We start from the raw sequence: 23178 nt of genomic DNA, 5'->3' as shown, positions 1-23178 counted from the left end.
TTCCTATCTATAGGTTGGCCTATAGTCGAATTCTATATCTGCATCTTCAATTCCAGGACTGAAACCAATGCTCTCAGCTTTTCCGCCTTGTAATAACGGGTATGTTGATCCCCAAGAAATTTCTTTGTTTAAAGATGTAACACTTGCGCCACTGATCAAATATGTTTGATTTTCTTCACAATCAATCACTATCTGGTCATCTTTATGTGCAATCACATGTGGTACGGCTTTAGTGTTTCCGCCATTATTAATAGCATGGACCGTGTAAGAACTAATTGAATTCCAGCCATAGTTATATAATTTATTTGGCTTATTAGTCTTAGGGTTAGTGCTATCCTCTGTAATATTATGTTTAGCTGGATGATAAGCCATAGTTGAATAATTGAAATTACTGTCAGCTGGTAAGTTGATTACCTTATGTTTGATAATATAACTACCGGTCTTGCCAGTCTTAATATCCACTTTATTTACATCCAAGACAATTCTTCTACCAATTTTTCTTGTATGAAATTGCAATTCACACTTATTGTAGTAATCAGTGTTTTCATAGTCAGTAATTTTTATTTTCTTTGGATAATAAATAGTCGTAGTTTTCTTTTTTCTCTTTTTACCTTTACCAGTATATGTGACCTTTTTTCCTTTTTTAGTTACTGTTACAGTATCTTTTTTATTCTTCTTGTTTTTTAATTCCAGAGTTCCTGCATATATTTTCTTCTCATGATTGGATGGACCAAAATAAATATATAATTTTGTGGCATCTCCTTGTTGTTGATCTTGAATCAAAAAACGTGCCACACTTTTCTGGTCACCGTTCATCCAATACACTTCTGATTTGGACATTCCACGATAATAGTTTTTTTCGTGGTGCATTCGAAACACATGATCAAAATCGTTTAACGTATTCGTTAACGACTGATGAACCATCATTGGTCCTGTCCACCCATTGTAAGCAACATTGCCATAATCAAACATAGCACTCGTATTGTTAGGGCTACGTTTGACGGATATTGATTCTGCATTGGACATAAAACTGCCAGCTACTGTTCCAGAAATTGGAAACGGTGCAGTTGAAACTGCTACCCAGCTAGTTTGCGATAACGTATTACAAGGATCATTAACCATTAAAGGCTCATTGTCAGCAATATTACCATCGTCATCTACAGACTGATCCATACCAACATCAACATATTCATTGTCATCAGATGATAATGCCATTCCCATTTCGTTTATGTCTTTGTGAAGCGTAAATCTATAAACTGGTGCAGTTTTTCCCGTTCCATCTGGTGTAAATACAAATGGATTCTCGGTTACTTGAACCGTCTGTTGTGGCATATAGCCACGTGGATCAGGCATGTAGAACTTGAGTGTTGTGGTGGAATCCCACACACCCTTTTGCACCGGCGTTAACTCTGGAATTTCTGTAAATATTCCATAGTACTCAACATCTGGTTCATCCGGAAAAATCATAGAATACACAGCGCCTTCATCGTTCGGTCTGATAAATGCATTAGCCAAATTGTGTGACTTTTCCGCTAATTCTTCTCTAGTGTTGGCCATCACTGTTATTGTGATATTTACCGTCTTGGCTCCATATGAATTACCTAAATTAATCACACCATATCTGGCTGGCACTGGCTGTGAAGAATTAGTTATTTCTGGACTTATCGGCTTTGATATTTGAGCCGTAACAATATTTAAATCGGTTCGGGAATTAATCCCATCAAAAATAAACTCGCCTTGACCTGTTATCATAAACCGGTTATCCCCTTTCCGTAATTACTTAATTTTAAATTTGTGGCTGTATACCTTTGATTTGCATTTGCAATCATCTTGTCTGTTAGGCGAATGCTGCCAACAGCATTAATCAGAGTTTTTAATAACTCGCTTTGCTGTTGTGAACTGGCGATAATCTGCTGCAATAAATTACCATTATCTATCGAAACAGGATTGCTAACTGGAGTAACTGATGTTGCGTCGTTAACCAATTGAGCTGCTTGTAAGACAGACGAGCTAGGACTGATCGTTCCTTTCGCATACTGTGGTATCTTATACATTTGCGCCGTCAACCCAGCAGGAATAACTTTCGTATTCTTAGGAGCATTCAGGATTACATTTCTGCCGTGAGGAATAAAGGGAGCAGCTCCCGGATACTTAACTAATTCACGGAAAACTGGTCCTTCCTGGTCATTAACCATGATTGGATTCCCATCAGTTCCCATTGAACCGGTAGCTTTACCAGTAATCACCTTGTGAATAACTTGAACGGTTTTAGAAATTAGACTAGGCAATGACATAAAATTCTTTACTGCACTAATTGCACTTCCAATTGGACCACTAGCCGCATTAACACCACGAGCAGTTTTACTTGAAATTGGAGTTCCATTAAATCGTGTCACACTAGTACGTGCTGTTCCCATTGACTGACTGGCACTATCATGACCAAGAGCCGTTTTAGCTGTCATTCCAGTACCATTAAATCTGGTCAGCGAATTTCTAGCACTCGTCAATGGTGATGATGTTTTATCATGACCAGTAGCAGTTTTGGATAAAACTTTTGTTCCATTAAAACGAGTTAAACTTCCCCGAGCAGTATTGACTGGCGAAGAGGTCTTATCTTTAGAAGTCAAGCTCTTAGTTGTTACTTTCGATCCACTAAATGTTTTAACAGCATTAGTTGCCTTGTTTGATGGCCCACTAGCCTTATCAATCGCTTTAAGACTCTTGCTAGAAACCTTTAACTGACCATACTTACCAACAGAGATTTTTGCCTTACTGGCATTTTTGGACGCACTGTCCTTTGCCAACAAATTCTTAGTGACATTCTTAGGCAAGTTTTGATATTGTTTGTAATTAACTCCAGCCCTTTTGAGTGCTTCGGTTGCATTTGAATCATTAGCTAGCAGTCTCTTTTCTTTAGTTGGAAGACTATTCCAATTCTCAACGCTCTTTATGCCTTTAGCAACATCAGAGGTGCCTTTAGCAGTTGCCATAACCGTCTTCATACGTGGCGTTAAATCATTCCATTTTTGAAGATTGATATTGGCCTGTTTCATGACTGCCGTGGCGTTATCTTTAATAACAGCTTTCTTTTCAGTAAGCGTTAATTTATTCCAAGTTTTGGCACTAGTCATTACTTGGAGTAATTCAGATCCGCCTTTAGCGCTAATGATTGCTTTCTTTTCGGTTGGTGTAAATTTGTTCCATTGCTTACCGTCAGTGATAAGTTTAGCAAGGTCGTCCCCGCCTTTAGAACGAATCATCGCTTGCTTTTCCTTGAGACTTAAGCCATTCCACTTACCCGTTTGGACTGCAGCAACTCCAACCATAGCAGCTGCGTTAGAACTCATTTCTCCTTTTTTAAGAAGCAACATCATGGAGTTCCATTTGTCTTTGGACTTGGCAGCTTTATCTACTTCTTCTTGTGCATTGGTTTTAACCTTCCCGGTCTTAGGATCAAGAACCATCTTGTTCCATGATTCAGCTGCAGATCTAGTAGATTTACTCATATCGCCAGTAATCCTAATTGCTGATCCTGCTGTTTGCTTCAAACTAGCAAGATAAGCTTTCATAGACTTTTGTGCTTGTACATCTGTGAAGCCATTCTGTGCCATATCCTCAACAATTTGCGACATGCTCTTGCCTTGAGCTTTACCTGTACGAATATAATCTTCACCAAGCTGTGTCATGGTGGCGTTATGTTTCTTTTGTAAGACTTCTAGGCCGGCATTCATTGCTGCTGTTGAAATGTTGCCTTTTTTCTGGGCTTTGTGAAGTTCTCCAGTTTGCTTGTTATAAGCATCCATTTCTTTATATGACGCATCACCAATTGCCTTTTCAGTACTTGCAAGCTGTTTCTTGGTCATAGTGGTTGTTTCACCAAGTTCAGCAGCTAACACGGCTTTCTTTTGCTTTGACTTAAGATTAAGAGTTTCAATTTCATCTTGAGCCATCTTACGTTGCAAATTACCAATTGTGGTGACCTGATCAGAAGTCAGTTTGACACCTGTCTTTGCAGATTCAGAAGTAATTGTATCAACCTGTTTTGCCGTTTTTTGCATATCAGTAATGCGTTTTTCGTTAGCACTATGCTCTTTTTCGGCCTGTTTCAAGATAGCCGCACCAGCAACACCACCAACTTTATCAGCTTCTTTTTTTGCATTACTGTATGTTTTATCTACATTTTTACTTGCAGAAGTAACCATGCCTTTAAATGCAGTCTGCACAGTTTTAGCTGTACTCTTGGCATCATTCCCAAAATCTGTCAAAGCAGTAGAAGCTTTAGTTTCAAAACTACCGAAATCATTGGCAGCATCAGAAGCTGTAGCACCGATATCAGAACCCCATTCTTTAGTTCTTTGTGCTGATTCACTTGCTGATTTTCCATAGCCATACCAGATTGCAGCACCAGCGACAGCAGCTACTCCAACACCAGCAAGTGCTGCACCTGCAACTGTCAATGAACTGCCAAGTACACCAGCTCCCGCTTCGGTTGTTGTCAAAGCTGTACCAAACAAACTCATTCCAGTCTTAGCGGTTGCAACTGTCCCGTTGACACTTGAGACTGTGCCATTTACAGCACTCAATGAACTAGTAGCACTCGCTGCACTTCCTTGAACAAGTTTTAATTCACCGCCTAGGCTCTTGGTACCACCTTGTAGCAATGTCATCACTTCATTAGCGGCTTGGGACTTAGCACGCATTTGTTCAAACTTACTTACAGTTCCAACGATTCCTTTACCAACTAAACCGAACCCAGAAGTTAATTTTCCAACTACATTTAAAACTGGTCCGGCAGCTGCAGCTAACAACGCAAACTTAATAATTGTGTCTTGGGTTGAATCATCAAGATTAGAGAATCCATCTACAGCTTTAGTTACGTCATTAACAAGTGGTAATAACTTTGGAACTAGTTTCTCGCCAATCTCAATTCCTAACACCTGCAACGAAGCTGTTAATTTCTTAACGTTATTTGCCGATGTATTGTTCATTTGATCGGCAACTTTTTTGGTTGCACCACCAGCGGCATTAGTTTTGTCAGTTAAGTCCTGCAGTGACTTCGAACCAGCTGAAACCAGTGCATTCATAGCTGTTTGATTTTCTTTGCCAAAAGCCTGTGCTAAAGCTTTACCACGTTCAGCCTTGCTCCAACCATTGGTTCCTTTAGTAATATCAGAAATTAATTGTGGCAAATCATGAGAATCGTTTTGCAATTCTTTTGTGCTGATCCCCATTTTCTTAAAAGCATCTTGAGCCATAGCAGTTGGTTTAACCAATGATGTTAAAATTCCACGTAAACCAGTACCAGCTTTCTGCCCTTCAATACCACGGTTGCTTAAGATACCAATAGCAGCGGCAGTTTGTTGAACAGATAGTCCTAAACTAGAAGCAACTGGGCCAGCATACTTCATAGCATCAGACATATCACCAAAACCACTAGCCGTTGCATTAGCAGCATAGGTTAATGCATCAGTAACCATAGTGGTGTTCTTCAATGTCGCAGCTGTTGAACTAGATTTAAGCCCAAATTGTTCAACAATAGAGGCCGTCGCATTCATGACAGTTCCCATGTCTTCACCAGAAGCCTTAGTAGCATTAAGAATTGCTGGCATAGAGCCAAGTACCTGTGCAGTTGTATACCCACGACGAACTAATTCAGCCATGCCGTTATTAATTTCGGTTGTTGAAACACCATAAGTCTTAGACCAATTCTTAGACGCCGTCGACATCTCGTCTAATTGTGCTTTGAATTTAGCAGTAACAGCACCACCATTTGTTAGTAGTGGCCCTATCTGTTGAATCTGTGAATCAAAGTCAACAGCTGCCTTAGTCGCAAGTGCCAATCCAGCAACTACTGGAACTGACACTTTACTGGTCATCTTAGAACCAATGTTACTCATTGACGTTCCAACGGTGATTGCGGATTTACTAATCTTATTTAAACCACCTGTGAAACCAGTCGTTTCAACTCGTGCCTTAGCCATGGCGGCAGCATTGTTTTTATATTGAGTAGCCAAAGAAGCTAACTTGGCATTCGCATTTTGCAACTGTGTAGCTAATTTTCCTGTCTGTGCAGTAGCTTTACCATTCACAAACGAATCGTTATACGACTTGCCTAATTTCTGAACAACGTTCTGCTGTGCACTCATCACAGACGTTAAGCCCTTAGCTTTGGCACCCAAAACATCTAGCTTATTCCCAGATTGTCCAATCACGGACATAGCTGACTTCATGTCAGCCATGGCATATTTAACTTCACTCTTAGCCCCTTGTAGTCCTTTACCAAAATCAGAATGATCAAGTCCTAACTCAATAACCATTCTTCCTAATGGTTCATCTGCCATATTTTTATCCTCCTTTCATTAATTATTGTTTTGCAAAATCTTTTAAACTCATTACTGGTGCGTTACCTGGGTCAACTCCAAAATGACCAGGACGTACAGACACACCGTGTTTGGTTTGCTGTGACTTATCAGTCTGGCTTGCCCCAATAATTTCTGACAATGTGTCAAAATCAACGTCGTTTAAAACGCTGCTTAATGTATATCCCTGGCGAGTTTCAACAATCGCATCAATTGCCGCTAAGACTTGTCGTCTTGCTTCTTGGATTGTGACTCCGTTTCCATCGCCAGCATCGCTTTTGGGTCCACACCTGCAACGTTACAAATAAAATCGAATAAAGTGTTCATCAAATCAATACCGTTAATTCCATCCAGCAACGTCTCTTCGGTAATTTTTGGATTATCAAAAACTTCAACCATAAAGTTAAGTCGTTCTGCGATAACATCTCTCATTGGTCGCTCTGAATTATTTTGTTCAATCAAATCCAGAGCTCGAATAACCTTAGACGCAGGAATAAAGTTCTGCTTAAATGTCTGTTTATTTCCCTTTTCATTGAGAATTTGTATCGTAATTTCTTTAGCCATAATTTTCCCTCCAAATAAAAAAGGCAAGGCCTGGACGAACGGCCCTAACCTTGCCTAATAATGCTTTACCTATTCAGCTCCAGACGCTGCGCTTGAAGCCGCACTGCTAGCACCTGATGATGCAGGTGCAGAACTTGAAGCGCCAGAGTTAGTGGTTGATGAATTCTCCGTTGTGATTGACAACTGTTTTTCAAATGCTGTAATTGCGGCAGCATCTTTACCAACATATTTCTGCATAACTTCACCATTAGTCACACCTTCACTGGTAGAACTGATTGGAGTGAGAGTCCAAGAGTCTGCTTCTGGTGTGAACGATTTAGAACTATCAAGTGTATTCATGTCAATCTTGTCACGTGTGAATGTACTACGATAGAAGCCAACTAATGCAGTTTCTCCAGTATCTTCGACAGATTCCATTTCAACAGAGCAATAGGGTGGTAAAGTATCTGCACCACCATAACTGATTTTATTTTCATCAGTTTTGAATCCAGATAATAAATCAGCTGTTTCTTCTGGTAAATCAAGAATTCCTAATGCAACTTTTGCATCCCCTAAACCTTGACGAGACAAGTAATAATCAATGTCAGAACCAGCAACTTTAACCGGATCTTTTGCTAATCCACTGATTTCAGCAGTAACAGTGGCACCTTTATGTGGATCACCTTGCACAATGATGGTTGTGCCGGCCTTACCGGTTTCATCAAATGGTGTAATTTTCAATCGTTTATATCCAACAAACATATATTTTCCTTCTTTCTAATAATTCACATCGTAAAGACTAGTTGTCCCACGGTATCTTCTTGCGTCTACAAAACGACCGGTATCTGGAAAATATTCATCCAGTCCACCGGTCATCTGACCATAATTTAATTTTTTCATTTCTTGTTTAATCAAATACTGTAATTGCTTAACCTCTGATCTAACCTTAGATTCACAATTAATTTGAATCGTAAATTTCAAAGATAATTCTTGATCACTACCGCTCTTAGCTGATTGTGGTGGCTCTAACGGTTCAATAACAATAAACGCTTGATTTTGGTTGGCAGTGTCCGGGTAATCATAATATTTGATCCGGTGCTGACCGCTCGTTTCAAGCGTCATCTTGTTAATCTCATCATTTGATAGCAACTGATTATAAATAATGGATAGCATGTCTTTATTATTCATAGCAGTTTCGACCTCAATCCATCCATAATAACCAATTTATATTGTGGCTTAACGGCATCATAAGTCTTTTGCAAAACACCAAAACCACGTGGTGTAAAATGCTTACCATTCCTTGTGTATCCAAACTCATTCAAATGCACAATGGCATAGCGTTTCTTTGGACCATTCCAACCAACACGAATGATGTTTTCGCCAGCTACTTTATGCGCCTTACCCACAACAACTTCATCAGTTTCAGCACCCGTATCTGCGAAGGCAGAAACAGCGCCTTTAACTTCTTTTTCGACAAGTTCCCCAGCTGGCTTCAAAGCAGCGTTTTCGGCACGGCTTAAAGCACGATCGCTAAGTTTTTCAGATAGTTTGTTGAGCACTTCATCCATGCCCTTAATTTCCACACTCAAGACGTAACCACCCCCAAAACAATCACAACAAATTTGTCGTCTTCAAAATCAGGACGTACATCAATGACATTCCAAACAATATTGCTGCCTTTACTGTCGATATAACGATAGTCATCAATCACACAGACATCATCATTGTCAGCTACATACTGACCACGTGAATCACGAATCTTAACAGTGACAGCTCGGCTGGTATCATGATCATTTAAGATTTGACGATCCTTATTACTTGGCGCATAAACTTGTGCATAGCATTCATAGAGTTGCTTTAGAACTGTTTCACCTGGTTCTGGTCCATCATTAGGAGCATTACGATAAAAGCCAACAGGCGTTCTCAAATCTCCACTACCTGTACTCGGCCGTTTATAGCTAGTCTGAAACATTATCATCACCGCTTTCTGGTGAATAATTATCCAACGAAACACCAATCAATTCGGATTGAAAATTATCGTTAAAATATTCCAAAGCATCGTTGTAAACATATCGTGAACGCTCCAGGACTAATTCAGCAATTTGTGGTTTAGCAAGATCATCAGAGCCAACAAGCCGTTTAATCGCCACTTGTGACTTGCTAAGAATATCATTTAGGTTGTCGTTTTCTGAATCGTGAAAAATATGATTTCGTGCTTTAAATTCATCAAGTAGTCCAGTTTCTTCACTCATCAAATCACTCCCTATTCAGCAGGAACTAATGCTAACAAGTCTGCTTTAGCTGTCTTACCTGTGTGATCAATTGAATGTGCGTCTAACCATGCAGTGATTTCGGCAATAGTATTCGTATCAGTTGGTTTTACATTGCCTTTAGGATCGAATGTACTTTCTGTGTTACCACCAGTTGTTGTTTGATTAGTGCCAGAGCCTGAACCGGTAAGTGACAAATCATAAACAGCAGCTGCATTATTATCCTTAGCTTTTCCATAGAAGAATTGCTTAGCGGTAAATAAGTCCATATCTTCAATAGCTAATGTTTGGTCATATGGCATAATCTTTAATGGACCAGCTTGAAATGCATCATAACGATCAGGTAAGAATGCAATCACTTTACCATCGGGCGCAAATTCAGATTCAACTGTTGTTAAGCCAAAAGGCATTGCAGTTACAAATTGACCAGCTAAATTCTGAACCATGAACTGTGCTTCAACATCTAATGAATCTCCAGGAGCCATAACAAGAACTGTCTTGCCTTTAGCGACAACTGGATGTCCATTTTCCTTAACAGACAATTTCTTAATCACACCGGCTAATTCTTTAGCAGCTGTTTTGGTGTTAGCAAAAGTCAAAGTCCCCGCAGAAGCTTTTTCAGGATAAACACCACCAGTAACGGTTACTCCTTCTTGAACTTGACGATTTAAACCAATTGGTTTGTCATTACCATCCCCTGTTAGAAATGCTTGTTCAGCACCTACAGCGAATGCTTCTGAAATCTGAGTAACAACGTATTGCTTGATCCATGCAGGGCCGAATTCCTCAAGATCTTTTGGTAATACCATAAAGGCTGTTGCCTTAGATTGAGTCGCCTCTGTTTCAGTAAATTTAGCGTCCAATTGACTGGTAATTTCACCAAAAATCTTGCCCCAAGCAATGACACCGGAAGCATCAGATTGAATAATCTTCAAACTAACCCCTTGGTTTACCAAACCAATCGCTTTCAAGAATGGATGATCTTGAACCATATCATCAAATACTTCTGTAACTGTAGTTTGCGGTAGAATCTTAGGTTCTTTAAAACCGGTATCTGTGGAGATTTCATTGAAGAATTTCGTTTCCTCCATAGACATTTTTGGATCTTGCTGTTTAGCGTTTAAGTAATCCTCTGTTTGAACATTCACTTGTTTCTTGATTTCAGCTAAAGTATCAGTACTTAAAGCGTCCATCATATCTGTAAAACCTTGTTGCTGTTCGCTAGCAGATGCGTTTGATTTAACCAATTCAGCATAAGCTTTTCGCTTTTCAGTAAAATTAGTCATCGCATCATTATTAAAATTCATAGTCATAAATTCTTCCTCTTTTCTGTATTTAAAAAGCGAACGGCTTAAATGTTGGCTGCTCGCTATCTTTTTCCTTGATTAAATTTTCTAATTCATTCACACGTTTAACCAGTGCAACTGTATTGGACGTTTCCTCGCTTGCTTGTAAAGTGTTGTTAGCCTGATCCATTGCAATTTTGGCATTATCAGAAATCAATTCTTTGATTTTATCAACTGCGGTTTTTGGCAATAATCCAGAGCCACCATCTGCCACCAACTGAACCTGATCTTCAAACATAATTTCATCTACAAAGCCTAGTTCTTTTGCTTGATCAGCATTTAAGTATGTTTCGTAATCCATCTTTTCTTGCAAGTCTTCCATTGATAATCCCGTTTTCAATTGATAAGCATTCGCAATCGCTTCGCTGGACTGCTTTAAAATTTCAGACAGCTTGGCCTGGTCACGATAGTCACCAACCCAACCGCCAGCCACGTTGTGAATCATGATTTGACCGACTGGACTAATTCGTGTTGGGTTACCAGCCATTGCAATCAGTGATGCAGCACTAGCGGCCATACCAACAATGTTAACTGTCACTTTACCAGTATATGCTTTAAGCGCCGTATAGATTTCATTTCCAGAATCTACTAAACCACCGCCAGAATTTATATCGACTTCAACATCTGTTCCGTCTTCGGGTAAATTATCTAAAACATCTTTGGGTGCAGTACTATCCATCCCCAACATGTCATAAATCCACTTGTCATTATTGCTAATAATTGGGCCTTTAACGTTGATTTTCATTGTCATCATTCTCACCTCCCTTCGTTGTATAATTCTTAGTCATCACAATTTGATCTCCGTCAGCTCTTGGCGGTAATCCGATTGCTTCACGAACTTCATTTTGTGTGACCATTCCAGATGATCCAAGTTTGTCAATTGATTCAGCCATATCCACAATGCTTGGCCGATCAATCCCGACAGATTTAATATGCATTTTTTCATTCATCAAATCTTCCGGTTCAACAAATTTAGCGTTCAATTCATCCCTGATAATTTTGAGAATATATCGTAAACAATAGGTATTAAACAGCTGCATATTTTCCTTATTTTCTACATTGCTTCCATGAATTAATGCAGATGGAACACCAACCAAACTAGCAACATCATCAATGAACGCATTCTTAACACTGTCAGTTTCCGAGAATGCCAAGTTCTTAACACCCGTGCCGCCTGAAACTTCCTTATACTCAAAGCCTCGTGTGGTCGGCACAATAGCCACCGAATTTTCGTTAAAAGATTTATAGATCTTGTTAATAAAGCTTTGAAGCTTTTGCGTTTGCTCCTCTTGCGTACCAGTAGTAGTATCAACTGCCACCGTTGCTCGAACCTGATTATTACGCATTTCAATATCGTACAAGCGACCAATCAGCTTACCGTAATCGCCCCACAGCCCAGTAATGTAGTTATCCAGTTTGTCGTTTGAATAGGTCAGATAAATTACTTCATCCATGCTAAATGTTCGTTTAAACTGGTAATCCTTAACAAGAACATCGCTAAATGTGTCTGGATAAACAGCTCGTTCAGTACGACTAAAATAATCAGCAACCAGCAAATCCTTACTGTCATCTTGAATAATTAGAACTTCATTATCACGAAGTAATTTGTAAACAACATCTTTCCAAAAATCAGTGGCTGATTGGTCTGTGTTTGGCCGAACATTTAAATGATAATAAATATCATTTTTGACTGGCACTTTGTTTTGAATAACTTGAAATTCAGTTTGGCTCGCTGCACGTGCAACAAAGTTTAAAACCTCGTCAATTGCGAGTCGTTTCATGTACGCCCGATTCGCCGTATCTTGAAATAGATCAATATCATAAATAAAGCTAGAATCTTTACGCCTAGTAAACAGATCCATGAAGCTTGAAATTATACTCATATATTTTCACACCTCCCTTCTTGCTAGAAATTAACTGAATCCAGCATGTTTAAAGATTCATTGATATCATAATCTGGCAACTGATCAACAAGATATTGACCATACTCAAAGGCTTTAAAGCCATCCGTTTTACGTCTGATTTCTTCTTTCTTTCCGAATTTCTTATTGCCATTAGAATCAATGGTAACCAGGACATTCTGCATATTCCAACGTAATGGGGCGTCATCTCCCCACACATACATTCCGCTAGCAAAACCGTTCTCAATCCTTGGTGCTAACAAACCATCAATAGCAGTTGGATTACGAACAATGACAACTTCAAAACCTGCATCTTCAAAAAACTTCCGAAGCAAATCAGCCCGGAAGTTATCAATTACTATTTTTTTAATGATGTATTTTTCTCGTTGCTTAACAAACCAATCAACCACCTTTTGTGGATCAATTGTTGATTCGTTTAACACGGTTATCCATCCTTGCTTTTCCCAATCAGCAATAGGAGCAGCAGAACGAGGACGATCATTAGGATTGGCAGAATAGCCATAATACTTGTCTACGAAACCTTTTCGTGCAAATTGATGCGATAGAAAATATTGTTTACCTTGTAATTTAAAAGTTAAGCCATTGGCGGTAAAATCGCGAATGCTTGCGAAGTCTACCGATCCAATTGCTTCGTGTCCTTCTAATTTGTCGAACGGAATGGGAGCATTCGTTGCTTTTATCTGCTCATAAGGCGCCACTGATTTTTCTGGATCTTTCAATGGCAGATCCATTCGCTTGGTCAAGAACTCTTCACGCATACTAGGTTCAGATTGCATTTTAATATATTGCTTTTTAATTTTTCGAAACAATGTTTTTCCATATGATGTCAAGGGTTTGGCTAGCATAGGATTGGCTTTTTCCCACATATCTGGGTTATCAATCTCATCTTCATTATCCAATTTGCACCAAAATGGAAACATTGTATCTGGTGGAAGCTCTCCACGCATAACCTGCAGTGCAATTTCTTTTTTAGCGTCTAAATAGCCATCTCGCACATAACCGTCAGAACCAATTTCAAACTGTCTTGATTCTGGAACTTTACCAAGTCCTGATTCATAGACTTGTACACCCTTGTCATCTGGATACATATGAATTTCATCAAAAACATCGAAGCCGTCACGCAATCCATCCTTAGTTTTTCCATTCGATGTCTGATAAGTCACAACTGAATGCGTAAGTGGTACCTCAATCTGGGACTTATTAGCATTGAATGATTCCTGCATTTTTTCGTTTGATTGAATAACATTGTAGATCTCGTTAATCGAAGTTTTAGCTTGCTCTTCTGAATTAGCCACGATCGAACCATTGTAACCAGAAATGCCGTTTAACTGACTGATAAGAAATGCACTAAGTGAACTAATCGTTCCATTCTTACCAGCACCACGACCGAGAACCCAAAAATGTTCATCATAATAAACATCATCCGTGTTTGAATCATATAAAAAAACGAATGCTATTAAAAATCTCTGGTAAGCAACAGTTGGGAAAAACCATTTTTCTGTAAAGGCAATGCAGTCATGAATTTTTTCTTCATTAAAAAATAAGTCGTCATTACTAAGCACATATTTCTTTAGATAATCAATCAGCATGATTCGTTCTTTATTGAGCCTTATTTGACCGCTCCGGTAGGCGCTAACGTAATCATCAACATACTTTTGATGAATCATACTAGACCACCTTTATCTTCCTTAGGGGGCGTTTTATGGACGCTTTTTCTAGCTTTTATTTTGCTCATTTCGATTGATGAATATAGTTCTTTTTCGAGATTTAATAATTGCGTATTCAATTTTTCTTTCTCGGAAACCGCCGGATTAACTTTCACAAATTTTTGTTTGCCATTTTCCACAGAAATCACAGCGCCATCGGCTTTTATCGACTTGTTCAGCTTGTTATAAAGTTTTCGCAAATCCAAATATCGACTGATTTTTTCTTGCTGAAATAAATTATTCTTATCGCTATTTTCCTTAAAATATTGTTCCATTTTTGACTGCGTCACACACCCACCCCCTCGTGAGATAAATTTTTAACACTTTTTCCGGAGTCGAGTCCTACCCACCGGTTCCCATTTTTAATTTTTTTGGGAAATTTTTGACCCCGGGGGCCATTTTAAAATTATTTTTTGGAAAATTTTTCTAAAAAACTTTGCCAATCAAAGAAAATTGCTTTGTTAATGTAGTAGAAACCGGTGAACGTTGCGTCTGCATTCATGCGTTTACAATAAGCTTTTGCACGTCTCTCGTTAAAGTACACTCTATGAGCGAACAGCACGTTGGCTTGTTGGTCTCTCATGACCACGTACACAACTACCTGCTTAGTCTTATCTGTTTTAAGTTTCATAACAGCACTTCCTTAATCATTTGTTTGCCACATCTACCACAGTGATAGCATCTATACCGCTTGCCATTCTTACCCATCATGCCAACATAGAAATAGTTATGATGTAGTAGCAAACACAGCATTCCATTCAAACTAATCCCACCTCTCATCTTTACTCCACTTGTTTGGTTTGGCCTTATGCTTATGACTTGAGTAATTAAACCTGTGATGTCGCTTGTTATGACAGTTCTTGCATAGTGTCCGTAAGTTACTTGGCTCAAGTCTAAGCTCTGGATAGTACTCAAGTTCTTTTATATGGTCTACTTCCAAGATACTATCTGCATCAGTCGTTACCTTGCCATCTGCTTTACACCACTGACACTCATGGTTATCCCTGTCCAAGATGTAATCATGCATCTGCTTCCATCTGACAGAGTTGTAAAAGTCACGCCGTTCTTGCCACGATAATTTAGTTTGCATGATTAATATAAATTCGATTCAACAATAGTTCGCTTAGTATAAGTATCATCACCATGTTTGTAGTAAGCTACTTCGAAAGAATGAGGCTGAATGTTTTCATCATTGGTCCTATATTTATAATCAATAGAAATGAGTGCTCCCCTAATATTTTTGCCATCTACAAATATTTTAGGTGGCTCATTAATGTCATCAATGCTAATTTGAACATGTTTACTTTCTTTTGCTCGCAAATGATTGTAATTTCTTCTTGCATATTTTCTCATATCAATTGCCTCCAAATAAAATAGACACACAATCAAATGATTGTATGTCTTAAACCGATATCGAGGTGTGGATTTGCACCACACATACTACTCGTATTATATAATTTGAAACTTTGTTATTTACTATTCCCTACTTAGATGTTGCGTGATATTCTCTAATTGTTCATTGGATTTAGGTCCAACTGGTATAGGCTTTCATCTCCTGTAGATTATCTACGTTATAAGCGCGCCGCCCAGACAATTCGAAACACCGCAAACCACAAGCTGTAGCGATTAATTTGATTCGTGTTCACTCGCGTGACACGCAGCTGAATCTTTTAATCTAGTCTTCTTATATTGCGAGGATGCCCGTTAGAGTTGGAATTAGGGAACATCACGCAGCACCTAAGCTTATCCAATTAATTCAAAGTGAAAGGAGGTCCTATCCTATGAATTTATATTTAGGTATTGATGTTGGTAAAAATAAATTAGACTTTTGTGCTTTAGATTCTGATCAACATTGCCGTTTTCAAGATGAAACTACTAATGATCTTAATGGTGCCGTTAAAATTAAACAGGTAATCTTAACTGAGACTAAAACCCACCATTATGAAAAGATAACTGTTGGTATGGAAGCCACCTCGGTCTATAATTTTCATCCGATGACTTTTTTCGCCGAAGATAGCGAGTTACAAGCCTTAGGCTTATCGGTTATCACCATTAACCCCTATACGTCACATCATTTTAGCCAGTTATTTGATGATGGTAAGACGGATGCGATTGATGCCAAACAATTAGCTGATTTGTTACGGATCAAACCACTGGGAACTTCAGTTGCTCGCCAAGAAAACTATGTGGCTTTGCAACGTCTAACACGGGAACGTTATCACTTGGTTAAACAAATGACTGATTCTAAAAATCATTTTTTGAATAATCTTTATTATCGTTGTAATACGTTAGAACGGGAGCTGCCAACATCCGTTTTTGGTTCAACTATGATGACCCTAATTACTGATGAAGAGTTAACCTTGGACGAGGCAGCGGCGCTACCTCTTGATGAATTAGTCACCCATCTTCAACAGTTAGCTCACGGTAAGTTTGGTGATGCCGAAGCCGTTGCTAAAGCTATTAAGAAAGCAACCCGTTCTTCTTATCGCCTATCAAAAGTCGTAACAGATTCTGTTGATGAAATTTTGGCGGTCTATGCGAATGAAATTCGGATGTTAAAAAAACAAATCCAAGTTTTGGATAAAACAATTACACAGATATCTACTCAAATCACAGATATCAATTGTTTAACTAGTGTTCCCGGTATTGGCCCAGTTTATGCGGCTGGTATTGTGGCAGAAATTGGTCAAATTGAACGTTTTCCCGATGAAAGTCATATTGCCAAGTATGCTGGCCTGGCTTGGTTACCACATGAATCAGGCACAAGCGTTCGTCAAGCTACACCACGAACTCGTAAGGGTAATCAATATCTTCGTTATTATCTAGTTGAAGCTGCCAACTCGATAAGACGTTATGATGTTACTTACCAACGCTATTACCACAAAAAATATGAAGAGGTACCCAAGTATCGTCATCGTCGAGCTATTGTCTTGACGGCACGAAAGCTTGTAAGATTGGTGGAAGTCTTGCTTAGAAACCATCAATTTTATATACCACCCAAAGTGGTATAGCTTTCGAGTTTACGATACTGAGTCCCTTCTTAACCCGCTAAATTAACTGTTTTAGTGGGCTGGGGAAGCTATACTCTCAAGAACTGATTAAATAATAAAAACAAAGCTTTTTACATACTTGACTTATTACCACAAGGCTTATCATGATCAGTAGCCAAGTCACCTAGTACGAAACTTCATGATGCGGCACCGCGCTTTCTCTGCGTCTACCTATTCCGCCACTCGATATAATTAAGACCAGGCAACTGTAGCATACGGCCAATATACTCGACAATTACCACCTGGTCTCAAATGTATTTAACTAACGTAAAAATGGTTGCCTTTCTTCATCGGCATCACTCCTTTAAATTATTTATGCTGCCGACGGGATTCGAACCCGCATCTTCTGTCTTACCAATTAAACGACGACAGCGCCCGAAAAGATTAAGCAACTTAAAATTGTAAATTATTTAGAAAGGAGGTTTACTTAGCCAATGAACTTATCTCATGCACATCTCTTAATCTTTTCGATAATACCAATATACTACGTAAAATCTGTACTTCCCTGCCAAAATACTGACAAAAGTCTGACAATTTACTGACAAAAAACTGACACTTTTTACAAACATTTGAATAACGAACCGGCTCGATACGATTCTGAGAACTCTCTCAATGCCGTATTATGTAGCCTGTAAAACGTTCGCTCATCAATTCTCATATCAATCATAATCATGCGATCTGTCGGTTTATTTCTGTCAAGATATTTGGCCACTAGTAACTGCTGCTCGGTGTCGGAAAGCCACGTGATAGCTCTGTATATCTCGTCCAGTTCGTACTGTGCATTTGTCTGCTCAATAATCCGTTCTTCAACTCGATTGCCATAAGACGGCGTACTTGGCATATCACTGATAGTTGGTGACTGTAAATCGGTTAGTCGCTTACCAGCGATACGCATTAGCCTTCTACACTGCTTCAATTTGTTTTCAGCAATCTGCTCCACTTTCCCCATGCCATCAACTCCCGTGATATAATTAGATGTTGGATAATTAAGTGAGAGTATTGGCATGCCTAAATATTAGGGATGCTTTTTTGTGCCATCTAATCGACCTTTTCAGCGGCATACTCAAACGGTACACCCATTGGTGCTAAGCTAGCTGCTAGCAACGTCCCTTTTTTCAAAGCGGCTTCTTTTGTATAAAACCGATCGGCTTCCTTTTTTTTGGCATTATAGCTGTCTTGACCATAATAACCACCACTACTTTTGATTTTTAATACATACATTTTTTCTTCTCCTATCGTGGCGGCATCCAATTGCCGGTTCATAGGTTTTACTGCATTTTTATCATTCATTTTCTCTGTCATTTACTCACCCTCAATTAATTCCGTTTGTCCGTCGGATTCGCCGTCTGTATCAAGCTCGGTTTGGTTAGGCGTGAATTTGACCATTACACTAGTGCCAGACGTCATAACTAACTGATTGACTACGTCTAAGTAATCTTCCTCGTCAATCGTTAAGGTGACTTGTGCACCTTTGTCATCAAATCCTACCTTCTTGACCTTGGCAAACAAATTAAAACTATTATCTTTTAGCTCATTCATTTTAAATTCCTCCCATTTTAAAACGGTAATAAAATTTCGCGGATTACTTGATTAATCTCCTTAACGCTTAGATTCTTGTACGCATCAAACGCTTCTCTCTGATGCATATAGATATACTTACCATGATTACGCCACCATAGAATGGTGCCAAATAAATCACTGTTATGTTCTTCAAATTGCTTAATAAATGCGGTTCTAAATGTTATTTGATCTTTAGTCAAATTAAATCACCTACCGTGTAATTCAGATTTGTCTTCTCTACAGGTTCATTATGCTGCTTAGTAATTCCAAAAATTTTAGTTCTGAAATAATGAACGCGAGGCACTACAACTTCTACTGGAAACCGATAGTGTTTCGCAAACATTTTGAATCTAAGTTGCACTCCGGTATCTAGGTCGTAAACCGAAAACCCGTTCTTAACATCATACACATGTAAAATGCTTCCTGTTTTGTCATAAACAACAAAGTCCGGTGTGTACACCACTTTTCGAAACTTCATACTGTTCAATGCAAACGGCTTTACTAAATCAAACCTGGGGTGAACATCAAAATCTAACCCACAATTCTTTACATAGCGACTATAAAAATCCGCTTCGCATTGAGAATCAAATTTATAGCCATCAATCTCAACTTTGCGTCCTTTTCGGTTAATTGCCGACATTTGTCCCTTCATAACTCACTCCGTTTCACACCAGTGACAGCTTCCATACCTTCACGTGTCACAATCAATTGTTTGCCAAACTTACGAATTGTGCCCTTTGGAAACCGTTGAGGATATTTGTTATAAATGGTACGCACGTAATCTTTTTGCTTCCCCCACATGATACTTGCTTCATGACTTTCCATGTAATCTTCGTCATTTAAGTTAATTTTCATCTGTTCTTCCTCCATCTTTACTAGATTCATATGTGACCCTTGAATAGAGACGGCCAACCAAAGTTCATGATCAACAATAACCGGTTCACCAATCCCAATTTCTTTACGTTCTTTCATCATTTCTCCTCCGTAAAACTTCCAAACGTTTTTGCAATTTAGCCTGAGCATCTGGATCCATTGGTTTAGTTTCAGTCGGTTGGTTCTCAGCCCAATCCGGTAACGATTCTTTTTCTCGAATCTGATTTTTTATAAATCCACCGCGACGATTTGACTGCTGCTGTTCATGTTTTTCAGCTTCTTTCTTAGCCTGTTCTACTGTCGTAATTTTTAAGTCAGACCATCCATCAAATACTTTGAACAAATATTTATCAGCTCCATAACTTTGAACGTTCCTTCTGGCCGCATAATTTATAGCATAATTCACTAATTCATCACCAAACTGATTACGCCATTCTGTTAAGTCTTGCTGAGCAATTGCATTAGGGAATCCCCAAAGGTCTGTCCAGATATTGACTGGATTGTTTGAGTCACCTACTACTACATTCTTATCATTCTTTTCCTTCTTCTCATTCTTGTTTGTGTCCACTTGATGTCCACTTGATGTCCAAGTGTTGTCCACTTGTTGTTCACTTTGTTGGTAGGTTGTCCAGTTCGATACTGTTATGACGCTATATTGGGGACTTGATTTGATGTCCAACATTTGAGCATTCTTAAAATCATTTATCCACCTCCATAGCGTAGTGGCAGAAATTCGTTGTCCACGTCGAACCCCTTCATTGAACTCAATCGTTAATGTGTCGCGCCCCGTGACCATTTGTCCGCTGTCCACTGCCACTTCTTTTCCATTAAACAAAAATTTATTTGGTTCATGATTTGCCTTCATCAAAACTAATAGCCAAAGCTTTAATTGATCGGAATTAGTCCAAACGAAGGACTTACGAATTTTCCGATAAAGCTTAATCCAACCTCCGTCAGACATTTAATTCACCTCATCCTTAGAATGGCAAGTCGTCTTCATCAATATCAATTGGATTGCTACCGGCAAACGGATCTTGATTAGCTGACGGAGTTTTTTTCTTACTAGCTTGTTGGCTTTTGTCAGATTGCGACCTAGGTTCCAACAGTGAAAAGTTTTCAATTACAACTTCAGTCACATAGACACGTTGACCTTGTTGGTTTTCGTAAGAACGAGTTTGAATCCGTCCATCAATTCCAACCAATGAGCCTTTATGCGTAAAGTTTGAGAAGTTTTCTGCTGCCTTTTGCCAGATCACGCAGTTAATGAAATCAGCTTCATGTTCTCCTTTTGAGTTCGTAAATTGACGATTGACTGCCAATGTAAAACTAGCAACTGCAGTACCACTATTGGTGTACCGTAAATCTGGATCCTTGGTTAAGCGTCCAACAAGAACTGTTCGATTTATCATAATCAATCACCTACTTTGCAGTATCTTTCATTGCTTCGTTGAATCCATCTAGTACAGTAGAATTAGCAGAAGTTTTGTCGTCCTTAATCTCACCAGTTTCAGCATTGACATTATCTGGAACATCTTTTGACTCATCCTCTTGTTTCGCAGGTTCATCCTCTTCCTCAACATTATCTAGAACCGTTGGGTCCTTTACTAATTCATCAGAATCATCAATGACACTAGCTGTTTCATCACTTTTAACTGCCGTTTGCATATCAATGGAAAGGATTCCCCACTTAGAAAGTAATGACCGTAGGACTGTTTTTTGTGCCATAGCATCATAATTGGTTTTCCAAACGCCAGACAATTTTTGCTTATCACGTTCTTTATTATTGGCAATTCGGTGTGCTTCCACTTCATCCCATGTCCAATAGGTTGTTTTGGTAAAACCATTAAGTAGCTGGAATCTACCCACATAACCAACTACTTTGTCACTAACCTTTCCCTCCGGATCATAATCTAGCTCTTCGGTGAGTGGATTCCAAGACTTAACTTGTCCTTCGTATACCGTAACCAAGTTAATTGATTTGTATTGTCCGGAACGTTGTGCCAACTGAATGTAGCCCTTGTACCCAAGTACAAAATTAGCTTTCTTCTCCCATTTACCAGTTGCCTTATTCTTAGTGTTAAATGGAACTAGATAGGCATAACCAAGATTCTTATCAATTTGTAAATCCAAAGTAGCAGCTACCATTGCCCCGGTAATGATTGACATTGGTTGTGCATCGGCCAGATATGAATCAGAATTAACCAGATTTAAAACGGAGGTAGTAAATCCCTTGGCTTTTCCTTTTAGAACTTCACCAAACTTTTTTTGCATTGCTGGCGATTCCATTAGACCTTTAATCGTTGCAGATTGAACATTGCCCTTTTGTACCTGTCTTGATCCATTGGTTGCGTTCATTAAATCGTTATTGTTTGCCATCGTAGTTCTTCCTTTCAGTAATTCGTAGCATGCGGTTACCATTCTTGTTTGAACGATAAGTGATGTGGTAATTCTTTGTATCAGCAGTGTCACCAACACCCATTGCCACTCTCAACTCGTTTTCTGTTCTCTTAGTGTTTTCATCAATAATTTTGATATTGTCTTTTAATTCCTGACGTCGTTGTAGTTTTGCATTCCAACCACTTGGAAGTTCAACCTGAATTTGTTCTGATTTGGGATAGATAAGCTTTAAAATTTCCGTAGTGGATTTACTACCATCTGGATCAGGTGCCTCGTCCTGAATGATATGTTTATCCCACCATTCGATTAATTGCGGTTCAACCTGATTAATCAGCTCATCATCGCGTTCGTACCGCTTAATTCCGAAACGGTGACCACCAATCAAATATGCAAAATAACAATATGGTCGATTTAAAACGTACATATAGTGCTGAACCTGCAATCGATAAGGCGCCGGAATCTGGTCATCTGCCCAGGCATCCGATTTATATTCCATGGCCGTTTTGATCTCTAGGAAGCCCTCTTCACCAGTCACATCACGATCAATATCAGCTCGAAGAAACGGATGCTTAGGATCGTAGAATGTCTTATTCTGACGAAATACCTTTTTGTGAGATTGTTCTTCAAATTCATTAGCCAGAATTGGCTCCATAATTGTGCCCCAATGCTCAAACTCGTTACTATTCAGATCAATCGGAACTCTACCAGTCTTGTCCGCCCAGACTTGATAGGGTGATACCCATGGCGACAGGCCTAGAATTGCTGCTACATCCGAACCACCAATACCTTTACGGCGGTGCAACAACCACTCTTCCTTGCCCATGCCACCAGTATATTCAAATGGAATCTTCATCAGCATCGTCCTCTTCCCGTTCTTCATCTTCGAAGTGTGATTCAGCTTCGTCGCCATAAACTTGGTCGTCCATACGCTGGATAGCATCCCGTTCTGCTTGTGTCACATTATTCATTGTTAGTCCTCCTCGCACTTTGTGTTATAATTCGGTTGTATTTTATTTGCCTTAGTCCGTATGCCAGTACGGACTTTTTTATTTTGCTCGGAACATTTAATCATCCCTTTTCCTTCACGAAATTTATCTAATTTCAAGCTTTCATTTAAAAACATTTAAAGTACAATTAAATTAAATATAAGAA

The 23178-nt window shown here is 39.0% G+C and carries 28 protein-coding genes and 1 tRNA gene; 1 reads left to right on the top strand and 28 read right to left on the bottom strand.

Features of this window, described 5'->3' with window-relative positions; translation table 11 throughout:
• Nucleotides 1-3 precede the first annotated feature (3 nt).
• From ACLHK8_RS01515 to ACLHK8_RS01435, 17 genes are all read right to left on the bottom strand, one after another.
• On the bottom strand, nt 4-1752 hold the full coding sequence (locus tag ACLHK8_RS01515) for a distal tail protein Dit (protein ID WP_434520374.1): 1749 nt from the start codon (nt 1750-1752) through the stop codon (nt 4-6).
• Nucleotides 1749-6341 (bottom strand): phage tail tape measure protein, encoded by a 4593-nt coding sequence (locus tag ACLHK8_RS01510; RefSeq protein ID WP_434520373.1) that lies wholly within the window; start codon nt 6339-6341, stop codon nt 1749-1751. Before ACLHK8_RS01510 ends, ACLHK8_RS01515 begins: the two co-directional genes overlap by 4 nt.
• Before the next feature lie 22 nt (nt 6342-6363).
• Nucleotides 6364-6501: a hypothetical protein gene (locus tag ACLHK8_RS01505; protein WP_323708947.1), complete on the bottom strand. Its 138-nt coding sequence runs from the start codon at nt 6499-6501 to the stop codon at nt 6364-6366.
• Between the two features lie 77 nt (nt 6502-6578).
• Nucleotides 6579-6923: a phage tail assembly chaperone G gene (gpG, locus tag ACLHK8_RS01500; protein WP_323708948.1), complete on the bottom strand. Its 345-nt coding sequence runs from the start codon at nt 6921-6923 to the stop codon at nt 6579-6581.
• Between the two features lie 69 nt (nt 6924-6992).
• Nucleotides 6993-7664, bottom strand: coding sequence for a major tail protein (locus ACLHK8_RS01495; protein ID WP_323708949.1), 672 nt, complete (start codon nt 7662-7664; stop codon nt 6993-6995).
• A gap of 15 nt (nt 7665-7679) precedes the next feature.
• Nucleotides 7680-8090, bottom strand: coding sequence for a hypothetical protein (locus ACLHK8_RS01490; RefSeq protein WP_323708950.1), 411 nt, complete (start codon nt 8088-8090; stop codon nt 7680-7682).
• Nucleotides 8087-8491 carry a hypothetical protein gene (locus tag ACLHK8_RS01485; RefSeq protein ID WP_323708951.1) on the bottom strand — a complete coding sequence of 135 codons (405 nt, stop codon included), beginning with the start codon at nt 8489-8491 and terminating at the stop codon, nt 8087-8089. Before ACLHK8_RS01485 ends, ACLHK8_RS01490 begins: the two co-directional genes overlap by 4 nt.
• Nucleotides 8488-8874 (bottom strand): phage head-tail adapter protein, encoded by a 387-nt coding sequence (locus tag ACLHK8_RS01480; protein WP_323708952.1) that lies wholly within the window; start codon nt 8872-8874, stop codon nt 8488-8490. Before ACLHK8_RS01480 ends, ACLHK8_RS01485 begins: the two co-directional genes overlap by 4 nt.
• A complete protein-coding gene (locus ACLHK8_RS01475; protein WP_323708953.1) occupies nt 8861-9154 on the bottom strand; it encodes a phage gp6-like head-tail connector protein in 294 nt (97 codons plus the stop codon). The genes ACLHK8_RS01480 and ACLHK8_RS01475 overlap by 14 nt, the downstream gene beginning before the upstream one ends.
• Before the next feature lie 11 nt (nt 9155-9165).
• Nucleotides 9166-10485, bottom strand: coding sequence for a phage major capsid protein (locus ACLHK8_RS01470; protein ID WP_434520372.1), 1320 nt, complete (start codon nt 10483-10485; stop codon nt 9166-9168).
• A 22-nt stretch (nt 10486-10507) separates the two neighbouring features.
• The gene (locus ACLHK8_RS01465) at nt 10508-11269 is read right to left on the bottom strand and encodes a head maturation protease, ClpP-related (RefSeq protein WP_434520486.1); all 762 of its coding nucleotides are present in this window, start codon (nt 11267-11269) and stop codon (nt 10508-10510) included.
• A complete protein-coding gene (locus ACLHK8_RS01460) occupies nt 11247-12401 on the bottom strand; it encodes a phage portal protein (protein ID WP_434520371.1) in 1155 nt (384 codons plus the stop codon). Before ACLHK8_RS01460 ends, ACLHK8_RS01465 begins: the two co-directional genes overlap by 23 nt.
• 23 nt (nt 12402-12424) lie before the next feature.
• Nucleotides 12425-14107, bottom strand: a complete 1683-nt coding sequence (locus ACLHK8_RS01455) for a terminase TerL endonuclease subunit (RefSeq protein ID WP_434520370.1) — start codon at nt 14105-14107, stop codon at nt 12425-12427.
• Nucleotides 14104-14436 (bottom strand): P27 family phage terminase small subunit, encoded by a 333-nt coding sequence (locus ACLHK8_RS01450; RefSeq protein ID WP_323708957.1) that lies wholly within the window; start codon nt 14434-14436, stop codon nt 14104-14106. The genes ACLHK8_RS01455 and ACLHK8_RS01450 overlap by 4 nt, the downstream gene beginning before the upstream one ends.
• A gap of 116 nt (nt 14437-14552) precedes the next feature.
• Nucleotides 14553-14777, bottom strand: coding sequence for a hypothetical protein (locus tag ACLHK8_RS01445; protein WP_434520369.1), 225 nt, complete (start codon nt 14775-14777; stop codon nt 14553-14555).
• A gap of 132 nt (nt 14778-14909) precedes the next feature.
• Entirely contained in the window at nt 14910-15236 is a 327-nt protein-coding gene (locus tag ACLHK8_RS01440) for an HNH endonuclease (RefSeq protein WP_434520368.1), read from the bottom strand.
• Between the two features lie 2 nt (nt 15237-15238).
• On the bottom strand, nt 15239-15499 hold the full coding sequence (locus tag ACLHK8_RS01435) for a hypothetical protein (protein ID WP_434520367.1): 261 nt from the start codon (nt 15497-15499) through the stop codon (nt 15239-15241).
• A 428-nt stretch (nt 15500-15927) separates the two neighbouring features.
• On the opposite strand from ACLHK8_RS01435, the gene ACLHK8_RS01430 reads away from it, so the two are divergent.
• Nucleotides 15928-17157 (top strand): IS110 family transposase, encoded by a 1230-nt coding sequence (locus ACLHK8_RS01430; protein ID WP_057775612.1) that lies wholly within the window; start codon nt 15928-15930, stop codon nt 17155-17157.
• 355 nt (nt 17158-17512) lie between these two features.
• Here ACLHK8_RS01430 and ACLHK8_RS01425 read toward each other — a convergent pair.
• The 11 genes from ACLHK8_RS01425 to ACLHK8_RS01375 form a co-directional block, all read right to left on the bottom strand.
• Nucleotides 17513-17569 (bottom strand) — tRNA-OTHER (locus tag ACLHK8_RS01425).
• Nucleotides 17570-17755: 186 nt separating this feature from the next.
• Nucleotides 17756-18145: an ArpU family phage packaging/lysis transcriptional regulator gene (locus tag ACLHK8_RS01420; RefSeq protein WP_434520366.1), complete on the bottom strand. Its 390-nt coding sequence runs from the start codon at nt 18143-18145 to the stop codon at nt 17756-17758.
• 89 nt (nt 18146-18234) lie between these two features.
• Nucleotides 18235-18498 carry a hypothetical protein gene (locus ACLHK8_RS01415; protein ID WP_434520365.1) on the bottom strand — a complete coding sequence of 88 codons (264 nt, stop codon included), beginning with the start codon at nt 18496-18498 and terminating at the stop codon, nt 18235-18237.
• Nucleotides 18499-18735 carry a hypothetical protein gene (locus tag ACLHK8_RS01410; RefSeq protein WP_367364911.1) on the bottom strand — a complete coding sequence of 79 codons (237 nt, stop codon included), beginning with the start codon at nt 18733-18735 and terminating at the stop codon, nt 18499-18501.
• A gap of 217 nt (nt 18736-18952) precedes the next feature.
• Nucleotides 18953-19408, bottom strand: a complete 456-nt coding sequence (locus tag ACLHK8_RS01405) for a DUF1064 domain-containing protein (RefSeq protein WP_434520364.1) — start codon at nt 19406-19408, stop codon at nt 18953-18955.
• On the bottom strand, nt 19405-19611 hold the full coding sequence (locus ACLHK8_RS01400; protein WP_434520485.1) for a helix-turn-helix domain-containing protein: 207 nt from the start codon (nt 19609-19611) through the stop codon (nt 19405-19407). Before ACLHK8_RS01400 ends, ACLHK8_RS01405 begins: the two co-directional genes overlap by 4 nt.
• A gap of 103 nt (nt 19612-19714) precedes the next feature.
• Entirely contained in the window at nt 19715-20590 is an 876-nt protein-coding gene (locus tag ACLHK8_RS01395) for a DnaD domain protein (RefSeq protein ID WP_434520363.1), read from the bottom strand.
• A gap of 16 nt (nt 20591-20606) precedes the next feature.
• A complete protein-coding gene (ssb, locus tag ACLHK8_RS01390) occupies nt 20607-21038 on the bottom strand; it encodes a single-stranded DNA-binding protein (protein ID WP_434520362.1) in 432 nt (143 codons plus the stop codon).
• A 10-nt stretch (nt 21039-21048) separates the two neighbouring features.
• Nucleotides 21049-22005: a recombinase RecT gene (locus ACLHK8_RS01385; protein ID WP_434520361.1), complete on the bottom strand. Its 957-nt coding sequence runs from the start codon at nt 22003-22005 to the stop codon at nt 21049-21051.
• Nucleotides 21992-22879: a YqaJ viral recombinase family protein gene (locus tag ACLHK8_RS01380; RefSeq protein ID WP_367364917.1), complete on the bottom strand. Its 888-nt coding sequence runs from the start codon at nt 22877-22879 to the stop codon at nt 21992-21994. The genes ACLHK8_RS01385 and ACLHK8_RS01380 overlap by 14 nt, the downstream gene beginning before the upstream one ends.
• On the bottom strand, nt 22863-22994 hold the full coding sequence (locus ACLHK8_RS01375) for a hypothetical protein (protein WP_323708969.1): 132 nt from the start codon (nt 22992-22994) through the stop codon (nt 22863-22865). The genes ACLHK8_RS01380 and ACLHK8_RS01375 overlap by 17 nt, the downstream gene beginning before the upstream one ends.
• Nucleotides 22995-23178 lie beyond the last annotated feature (184 nt).

The sequence above is a fragment of the Pediococcus sp. M21F004 genome (assembly GCF_051122535.1).
GTDB classification, from domain to species: Bacteria; Bacillota; Bacilli; order Lactobacillales; family Lactobacillaceae; genus Pediococcus; species Pediococcus inopinatus.
Note: the sequence above shows the minus strand (reverse complement) of the source record. Positions and strands in the feature narration are given on the sequence as shown.

What these genes read in the sequence shown, in the direction of transcription:
- ACLHK8_RS01515 (WP_434520374.1), bottom strand. Translation starts at nt 1,752, where the DNA reads ATGATAACAGGTCAAGGCGAGTTTATTTTTGATGGGATTAATTCCCGA.
- ACLHK8_RS01510 (WP_434520373.1), bottom strand. Translation starts at nt 6,341, where the DNA reads ATGGCAGATGAACCATTAGGAAGAATGGTTATTGAGTTAGGACTTGAT.
- gpG (WP_323708948.1), bottom strand. Translation starts at nt 6,923, where the DNA reads ATGGCTAAAGAAATTACGATACAAATTCTCAATGAAAAGGGAAATAAA.
- ACLHK8_RS01495 (WP_323708949.1), bottom strand. Translation starts at nt 7,664, where the DNA reads ATGTTTGTTGGATATAAACGATTGAAAATTACACCATTTGATGAAACC.
- ACLHK8_RS01490 (WP_323708950.1), bottom strand. Translation starts at nt 8,090, where the DNA reads ATGAATAATAAAGACATGCTATCCATTATTTATAATCAGTTGCTATCA.
- ACLHK8_RS01480 (WP_323708952.1), bottom strand. Translation starts at nt 8,874, where the DNA reads ATGTTTCAGACTAGCTATAAACGGCCGAGTACAGGTAGTGGAGATTTG.
- ACLHK8_RS01475 (WP_323708953.1), bottom strand. Translation starts at nt 9,154, where the DNA reads ATGAGTGAAGAAACTGGACTACTTGATGAATTTAAAGCACGAAATCAT.
- ACLHK8_RS01470 (WP_434520372.1), bottom strand. Translation starts at nt 10,485, where the DNA reads ATGACTATGAATTTTAATAATGATGCGATGACTAATTTTACTGAAAAG.
- ACLHK8_RS01465 (WP_434520486.1), bottom strand. Translation starts at nt 11,269, where the DNA reads ATGACAATGAAAATCAACGTTAAAGGCCCAATTATTAGCAATAATGAC.
- ACLHK8_RS01460 (WP_434520371.1), bottom strand. Translation starts at nt 12,401, where the DNA reads ATGAGTATAATTTCAAGCTTCATGGATCTGTTTACTAGGCGTAAAGAT.
- ACLHK8_RS01455 (WP_434520370.1), bottom strand. Translation starts at nt 14,107, where the DNA reads ATGATTCATCAAAAGTATGTTGATGATTACGTTAGCGCCTACCGGAGC.
- ACLHK8_RS01445 (WP_434520369.1), bottom strand. Translation starts at nt 14,777, where the DNA reads ATGAAACTTAAAACAGATAAGACTAAGCAGGTAGTTGTGTACGTGGTC.
- ACLHK8_RS01440 (WP_434520368.1), bottom strand. Translation starts at nt 15,236, where the DNA reads ATGCAAACTAAATTATCGTGGCAAGAACGGCGTGACTTTTACAACTCT.
- ACLHK8_RS01435 (WP_434520367.1), bottom strand. Translation starts at nt 15,499, where the DNA reads ATGAGAAAATATGCAAGAAGAAATTACAATCATTTGCGAGCAAAAGAA.
- ACLHK8_RS01430 (WP_057775612.1), top strand. Translation starts at nt 15,928, where the DNA reads ATGAATTTATATTTAGGTATTGATGTTGGTAAAAATAAATTAGACTTT.
- ACLHK8_RS01420 (WP_434520366.1), bottom strand. Translation starts at nt 18,145, where the DNA reads ATGGGGAAAGTGGAGCAGATTGCTGAAAACAAATTGAAGCAGTGTAGA.
- ACLHK8_RS01415 (WP_434520365.1), bottom strand. Translation starts at nt 18,498, where the DNA reads ATGACAGAGAAAATGAATGATAAAAATGCAGTAAAACCTATGAACCGG.
- ACLHK8_RS01410 (WP_367364911.1), bottom strand. Translation starts at nt 18,735, where the DNA reads ATGAATGAGCTAAAAGATAATAGTTTTAATTTGTTTGCCAAGGTCAAG.
- ACLHK8_RS01405 (WP_434520364.1), bottom strand. Translation starts at nt 19,408, where the DNA reads ATGAAGGGACAAATGTCGGCAATTAACCGAAAAGGACGCAAAGTTGAG.
- ACLHK8_RS01400 (WP_434520485.1), bottom strand. Translation starts at nt 19,611, where the DNA reads ATGAAAATTAACTTAAATGACGAAGATTACATGGAAAGTCATGAAGCA.
- ACLHK8_RS01395 (WP_434520363.1), bottom strand. Translation starts at nt 20,590, where the DNA reads ATGTCTGACGGAGGTTGGATTAAGCTTTATCGGAAAATTCGTAAGTCC.
- ssb (WP_434520362.1), bottom strand. Translation starts at nt 21,038, where the DNA reads ATGATAAATCGAACAGTTCTTGTTGGACGCTTAACCAAGGATCCAGAT.
- ACLHK8_RS01385 (WP_434520361.1), bottom strand. Translation starts at nt 22,005, where the DNA reads ATGGCAAACAATAACGATTTAATGAACGCAACCAATGGATCAAGACAG.
- ACLHK8_RS01380 (WP_367364917.1), bottom strand. Translation starts at nt 22,879, where the DNA reads ATGAAGATTCCATTTGAATATACTGGTGGCATGGGCAAGGAAGAGTGG.
- ACLHK8_RS01375 (WP_323708969.1), bottom strand. Translation starts at nt 22,994, where the DNA reads ATGAATAATGTGACACAAGCAGAACGGGATGCTATCCAGCGTATGGAC.